This is a genomic window from Huijunlia imazamoxiresistens, from assembly GCF_037132455.1.
Lineage (GTDB): Bacteria > Bacteroidota > Bacteroidia > Chitinophagales > Chitinophagaceae > Flavisolibacter > Flavisolibacter imazamoxiresistens.
This window is the reverse complement of sequence record NZ_JBBBEI010000059.1, coordinates 1-6,478: the sequence shown is the minus strand read 5'-3', so window position 1 is coordinate 6,478 and position 6,478 is coordinate 1. Positions and strand designations below refer to the sequence as shown.

Sequence of the window (6,478 nt, the reverse complement as noted above, 5' to 3'; positions counted from 1 at the left end):
TGCCGCATAAGGCTTTGTAACGACTTTATTAATCCTTAGATTCGAACAAAACATCAGTTTTTAGACAAACTGACGTTATGGGCAAGGCAACCAGTTATTAAAATAGTTGCCGGTAAGTTGAGGCGGCTCACCTTTTCAGAGCCCTGCCTCTGTGGGACAGGCACAGGGGAAGCTCCTTAGCTTTTTGAGGGCAACCTCCAGCAGGGCCAAGTTGGATACTTTCCCGCTGGTTGGCCGCACTCTGTACTTCGATTCACTTCAGGCCAAGAGACAGCTATGAAATTTGAAAGGGGTCAGCAGAAAGCCTCCGACGGCATCAGTTAATGGTCCCGGTGGACGAACAGGTCGCGACCCTCTGCACATTTCCTGTTATATCGTGACAGAAGATAGGAGCCCAGCCAAAAGCCTGGTGACATTAAACTTGAATCATTCATTAAGGCCGGCCGGCCTTCGGCAAGCCCTTTCACGTTATGGGCAAGGCAACCAGATCTTAAAATAGTTGCCGGTAAGTTGAGCCGGCCGGCATCTTAAGGATACTGCCTTCTGTGGGACAAACAAAGGGGAAATTGCTTTAGCTTTTTGCAACCCCCTTCAGCAGGGCCATGTTGGATCCTTTTCCGCTGATTGGCCACACTCTGCACTTCGATTCACTTCAGGCCAAGGCACAGCTATGGAATTTGATATGGGTCAGCTGAATGCCTCCGCCGGCTTTTGCCAGCGGCCCTGGTGGACGGACAGGCCGCGACCCTCCGCACATTTCCTGTAACATCGTGACAGGAGGCAGGAGCCCAGCCCATAACATAGGCTTGCCAAAAGCCTGGTGACATTAAACCTGAATCATTTATTAAGGCTGGCCGGCCTTCGGCAAGCCTTCTACCGTTGGCAGCCATTACAAAGACAACAGCATGACGTTTGAGGATTATAAAAAAAAGGTTGGAATATTCGGCAAAATTGATACTGCTGAGAAACTTGACTTTCTTAAGCGACAGTATGAAAATGAACTCTTGCGAGCTGAAGATCAAAACTATTTTGAGCCGTATGAGAGCAATTCGGGAGATGGCTTGAATTGCCTATATGAGCAAAATTTAAATCAAATTTTTAGTCTGGGCAACATAGAAGAAAATCAATTCTATTTTTTGGTTAAGCCATCCTTTGAGCCAGAGTATTTATTAGTGCTTACAAGGCGACTTCATGATTACTTGTTGACCTGCACAAAACTGACAGAAAACTATTGGTCTGTATTTTACGCTGACAAAACAATAACGACAATTGATAGCACGTCATTTAAACTTGTTCTAGTTAAGTCTATTGGAGACAAGCTTTTTTACGTGCTTGACAAAGTTATGACGTCAGCTAGATCTCCAAAAAGTAAGTTTTTTACGTTAGACGGAGTAGTTTATGTGATATCAAAAGTTTCCGACGGAAAAGTAAGATCAGTCTTTAAACATTCACCAGATGAAGATTCTAAATCTGGTGAGCTTATATCTATCATGGAGCAGCTTAGTGACAATATACATGCATTAAATGCCATTATTTTGAAAGATATTGAGGTGAAAATTGACGAGTTAATTACCTAATATATACGGCTGCCAACATCGGCTTCCCGCAACGCGGGCTGACGAACATAGGCTCCGCTTTGCAGCCTTGTGCAACTTTAGTACTTTAGTCGAACTGACGGATCACTGAGTGCCCGCACTGCGTAAAGCCGTTGAACGTTGGCTGCAACCTCGCAAACTCCCCGCTATTCGATGCTACTAAACCTTCTTTTAAATAAGGCAGTCTTAATCAAAAGAGTAAATCCAGAGAAGCCTGGGAAGCAGGGAGACCTTGTCTTAAATGATAAAGAAATTTACGCATACTTCCTATGGGGACAGAAAAGGTATGATTTAGATCAAATTGAACAAATCAGGATCTATTGGGATTCGACTCTTGGGTTGGAGGAATTATGGTGTATAGATATTCGGCTCCCGGATGGAAAAGCAATTTATCTGGACGGTTCAGTTCTGGAGCATCAAAGGGTGACAAATGACTTGCTTTCAGCACTAGGAAGGGAAATTGTCGCTTTTAAAGATATACCAATGAAAGGAGACGATCTGGATTTGGTTTACCAGAAAGGTATGCAGCCAACATGAGGCTTTGCATCATGGCGGGGCAACGGAAGTAACTTCAGCTTTATTCCGCTGATCGGCTGGCGTCCCGGCTTGACGAACAAAGCCAAACTTTAAATTTTTATCGTCAACTAATAAACAAAGCCGGGCTGCGGTTCCAGGGTGACCAATCACATAAAGCCGCCACGAACGCAAAGCCTCTGGACGTTGTAGGCAATGTTCTCCCGACTATGAAAAGACTTCTAATTGCAATTACAATATTTGGACTGACCGCTTGTAATAGATCAGAGCCTAAGCGTGACACAAAGACAATGGACTTCGGCTCCTTCACCATTGAAACACCGAAATCATGGACGCCGATCAAAGAAAAGGGGTTTGATAGTTATATCGGTAAAATCGCTATGGACAACAAAGACACGTTAAGCTTTGATCTTGGTTGGTATTCCAACAAACTATATGAATATGACCAGGCAATTCTAGACAGCAGCCTGATGGGATCAATTGATACATCTTTTGTAGATACAAGTTCAGTCATATTTGTACAAGACCGAATGAGAGTCGATCTGGACAGGTATAGACATAACAATGTATTGTGGGATACAATCGATGGACGCGAAGCTAAAATTGTATATCCCAGAAGATCAGGCATTGGGACGACTGGAGTTTACATCGATAGTTTGTGGGCTTCAGGTTCTGATGTTGACCGTTTCAATCTGTATGGCGAGAACTTAAAGCCAGAGAATGAGAAAAAGGTCTTGAAAGCTTTACGGACGCTTAAATTTCGAAAGAAATAACATCGCCTACAACATGGGGCTTTGCACCATGGCCGGCCGACGGAAGTAACTTCGGCTTTTAGCCACTGATCGGCTGAGGTCCCGGCGTGACGAATAAGGCCTTACTTTTAAATCTTATTTTCAGCAGTAGAACGAATTTGGGCTGCAGTTCCAAGGCGACCAAGCGCAGAATGCCGCCACGGACGCAAAGCCCCTGAACGTTGTGGGCCATTCTCTGAGTCGCCTTCTTTATGCAGCGGGACGTAGGACAAGACCTTTCCGGCAAACAGCGGCAAGACCGCAGCCGGTCCTGTTTCTTAGTGGTTGTCTTCCAGTAGACCGATCGCTTTCGGTGGGACCTTTTCCTGAGGCTGGTCAGGAGGGTTGAAGCGGCTTCCCATTTTTGACTCTTCATTCGCAGGGCCCATGCCTTTTCCGGTTTGAGCTTTCCGATCCCATTGCCAGGACAGGGGCTGGCCTTTTACTTTCCGCCGGCTTTTTCCGTTTGACACGGCACAGGGGGTGACCGGCCGCTTATGCCAGCGGCAGACGGGTAGTATCCTGTTTTCCGGGCCTGTAGCTTTTCGCCAGGTGACGGGGGCCTTGCTCAGGTATTGTTGGCGCTTCCGGGCGACTCATAACGCACGGCCCACAACAGCGGTCTTGGCGCAATGGCGGGGATGGTGGACTGCATCGGCTTTAGGTTCATTGGTCAGCTGTAGTTCCGGCTAGAGGAATAACGCCTGGCTAAGGATTTTACCCTCATCTTTTGTAAATTTATGGGCATCGGTCTGAGGCTGGACGGGCAGGAATGCCGCCACAACGCCAAGCCCTTGACCGTTGCCTGCCATGCTGGGGCAGACATAAAAGTGGAAAATGCTATATTTGAGGCTGAAAGCTATATTATGACCCGCCAAACAATCATAGAACGGACTCTCCGGGCAATAAACCAACTTCCGGAGGATAAAGCTGAGGAGATTTCTACCTTTGCTGAGTTTGTAATGAAGCAGTATGAAGAACGCCAAATAGCACAGGGGATCCAAAAGATAACTGCTAGTAGCAAAGCTTTCAACTTTCTAGGCGAGGAAGAGGATTTGTATTCTGAATCCGACCTTAAAGAAGTGTACAATGGCAAAAGCTGACATTGTACTGATCACTTTTCCATTTACTGATTTAAGCGGAAGCAAACTTCGACCGGCTGTAGTGCTTGTGGACACTCCTGACGACCTAACTGTATGCTTCATAACTTCACAACTAGGATGGCAGGAACCTACTGATTTGGTGCTTCAGCCAAGCGCTGCTAACGGGTTAAAGAAAGTCTCACTTGTAAGGACTAGCAAGATCGCCACCCTAGATATTTCACTTGCCCGTGGCCTTCTGGGCAAGCTATCTCGAGAAGAAATAGCAGAACTTAACTCCAAGCTCAAGACTTTGTTGCAACTTTCCTAAACTCAATGCACGGCAGGCAACATGGGCTTGGCAAAAGAGCGGCTGAAGTGCTAATTTTAAACTTTAAATTATTTATGGGCTGTGGAATAAGGATGAAGCGGCAGGGCATAAATGCCGCTCCTTCGCCAAGCCCTCGACCGTCAGACTGTCTTAAAACTCATGAAAAATGCAGATGTATTCGGATAAGGGATGGAGTACATTATCATTTATTCAATTCTCATCGCCTTTATTTTAGTTTTTAGACAGTCTGCCGTTAGCAGCAACCCATATGAGAACTTTCGAAAAAGATAGAGCTGATAAGATACTCACTGAACTAAGCCGTTTCTCAGGTGACATCTCTTCCTTAGGAGAACCAATAACAGACGACCGGCTGGAGCGGTTCGAGGCCCACCTAGGCCTTACGCTCCCAACTGACTTCAAGTATTTACTAAAGCATTACAACTACTTTTCCCTACCGTCTGCTGAAGTTCTTGGTTTAGGGCCAGAGTTCCAGGCTGAGTCTCTGGATGCAGTTTATCGGTTTGAACACCAGGCGGTGGGCAACCCAATGTTCGCCGATTTTGTTCCCTTTTCTCCGGATGGGGCCGGCAATCATTACTGCCTTGACCTATCCAGATTCAAAGATGGGATTTGTCCGGTCATTTTCTGGCAGCATGACTGTGAATACAAGTACCGTGATGAAGTTGAAACCTGCAATGACAGCTTTTTGGACTGGGTGGAAGAAGTGATGATCGGCTGGACTTTAGAAGATTACCATTATAGCGGTAGGGCAAAATGAAATGACGCCCCCAAGGCCGCTGCTAACAGCGGTTTTTCGCAATGCGGGCTGACGAACATGGGTTCCGCTTTGCAGCTTTGGGGATCTTCAGTACCTCAGTTAGGCTGACGGATCACGGAATATCCGCACCGCGTAAAGCCGTTGAACGTTATGGGCAAGGCAACCAGTTATTAAAATAGTTGCCAGTAAGTTGAAGCGGTTTGCTATTTCAGAGCTAGGCCTCTGTGGGACGGACACGGGGGAAGTTGCTTCAGCTTTTTGCAAACCCCTCCAGCAGAGCCACTGTAGACCCTTTCCCAAGGGTTGGCTGCCCTCCGCACTTCGATCCACTTCAGGCCAAGAGACAGCTATTGAAATTTGATAGGGGTCAGCAGAAAGCCTCCGCCGGCTTTTGCCAATGGCCCTGGAAGACAGACAGGTCGCGACCCTCCGCACATTTCCTGGAATATCGTGACAGTGGAAAGATGCCCCGCCCATAACATGGTCTTGGCAAAGGAGCGGCTGAGGTGCTATATTTAAGCTTTAAATCATTTTCGGGCTTTGGAATACGGGTGAGGCTACAAAGCAAAAATACCGCTCCTTCGCCAAGCCCTTTCACGTAGGCAGCCATGCCGGAGTCGCTCGCCGTTTTAGCCTCAGTCAGTCATAGGGCAAGGGCTTTCGGTAGACAGATCCAGAGCTGCCGCCTTCTATAGCCTCTTGCAGTAATCTTCCAGGTGACAGGTCGCTGTCCTTCGATGAGGCTTTTTTCCGGATGCCGAATAGTTGAAGCGACTTTTTTATTCAGCTTTCACCCCGTGGGGAATTAGCCTTCCTTTTAAAGGGCAAAGCCCATTTCTGAAAACCCATACAACCAAATTAAGGTGTATAGTAAGCCGTATGTGATTTGCAGCAGGCCTACCGCAAGCCTAACTTATTAGTTAATGAATCAAACAAGCAAAAAGCTTCTTTCAATAGGGATAATGATTCTCGGATGGGTTTTATTAGGTTTTGCGTATGCGACACCGCTGGGTAATGCTCCAGTTAATAATACTATTGGTTTCCTGTTAGGCTTGTTCCTTTTCTTTGGGGGTGTTTTTTGGCTCCTTATGCTGTCGAAGCGCCAATAACCATTGGGGCTTTACGACTGTTTTGGAGCTGGTTTCCGGGCAACACCAACCGCACGGCTGCCTACATGGTCTTGGCGAAAGTTGGGCGGAAGTGCTATATTTAGGCTACAAAACTATGCTGGGCTGTGGCTCAGGGGGCGAAGCTGTGGCTTTTCAAATCCCCAACCTTCTCCAAGCCCTCGGACGTTATGGGCAAGGCAACCAGTTATTAATATAGTTGCCGGTCAGTTGAGTCAGTTTGCATTTTCAGAGCCATGCCTC

Annotated in this window: 6 protein-coding genes; all 6 read left to right on the top strand. The window is 46.9% G+C overall.

Translation table 11 applies throughout. The features are described 5' to 3' along the window. Window positions 1-905: 905 nt before the first annotated feature. On the top strand, window positions 906-1,577 hold the full coding sequence (locus V9K67_RS26595; protein ID WP_336728098.1) for a hypothetical protein: 672 nt from the start codon (window positions 906-908) through the stop codon (window positions 1,575-1,577). Between the two features lie 171 nt (window positions 1,578-1,748). Continuing rightward, a complete protein-coding gene (locus V9K67_RS26590; RefSeq protein ID WP_336728096.1) occupies window positions 1,749-2,132 on the top strand; it encodes a hypothetical protein in 384 nt (127 codons plus the stop codon). A gap of 206 nt (window positions 2,133-2,338) precedes the next feature. Beyond that, complete coding sequence (locus tag V9K67_RS26585) at window positions 2,339-2,902, top strand: hypothetical protein (RefSeq protein ID WP_336728095.1); 564 nt, start codon at window positions 2,339-2,341, stop codon at window positions 2,900-2,902. Between the two features lie 758 nt (window positions 2,903-3,660). Continuing rightward, window positions 3,661-4,023, top strand: coding sequence for a hypothetical protein (locus tag V9K67_RS26580; RefSeq protein WP_336728092.1), 363 nt, complete (start codon window positions 3,661-3,663; stop codon window positions 4,021-4,023). Further along, window positions 4,010-4,330, top strand: coding sequence for a type II toxin-antitoxin system PemK/MazF family toxin (locus tag V9K67_RS26575; RefSeq protein ID WP_336728090.1), 321 nt, complete (start codon window positions 4,010-4,012; stop codon window positions 4,328-4,330). The genes V9K67_RS26580 and V9K67_RS26575 overlap by 14 nt, the downstream gene beginning before the upstream one ends. Before the next feature lie 268 nt (window positions 4,331-4,598). Then, on the top strand, window positions 4,599-5,108 hold the full coding sequence (locus V9K67_RS26570) for an SMI1/KNR4 family protein (protein WP_336728088.1): 510 nt from the start codon (window positions 4,599-4,601) through the stop codon (window positions 5,106-5,108). Window positions 5,109-6,478 lie beyond the last annotated feature (1,370 nt).

Bases quoted from the DNA above. Each gene is read 5' to 3' on its own strand.
- V9K67_RS26595 (WP_336728098.1), top strand. From the start codon at position 906: ATGACGTTTGAGGATTATAAAAAAAAGGTTGGAATATTCGGCAAAATT.
- V9K67_RS26585 (WP_336728095.1), top strand. From the start codon at position 2,339: ATGAAAAGACTTCTAATTGCAATTACAATATTTGGACTGACCGCTTGT.
- V9K67_RS26575 (WP_336728090.1), top strand. From the start codon at position 4,010: ATGGCAAAAGCTGACATTGTACTGATCACTTTTCCATTTACTGATTTA.
- V9K67_RS26580 (WP_336728092.1), top strand. From the start codon at position 3,661: ATGGGCATCGGTCTGAGGCTGGACGGGCAGGAATGCCGCCACAACGCC.
- V9K67_RS26590 (WP_336728096.1), top strand. From the start codon at position 1,749: ATGCTACTAAACCTTCTTTTAAATAAGGCAGTCTTAATCAAAAGAGTA.
- V9K67_RS26570 (WP_336728088.1), top strand. From the start codon at position 4,599: ATGAGAACTTTCGAAAAAGATAGAGCTGATAAGATACTCACTGAACTA.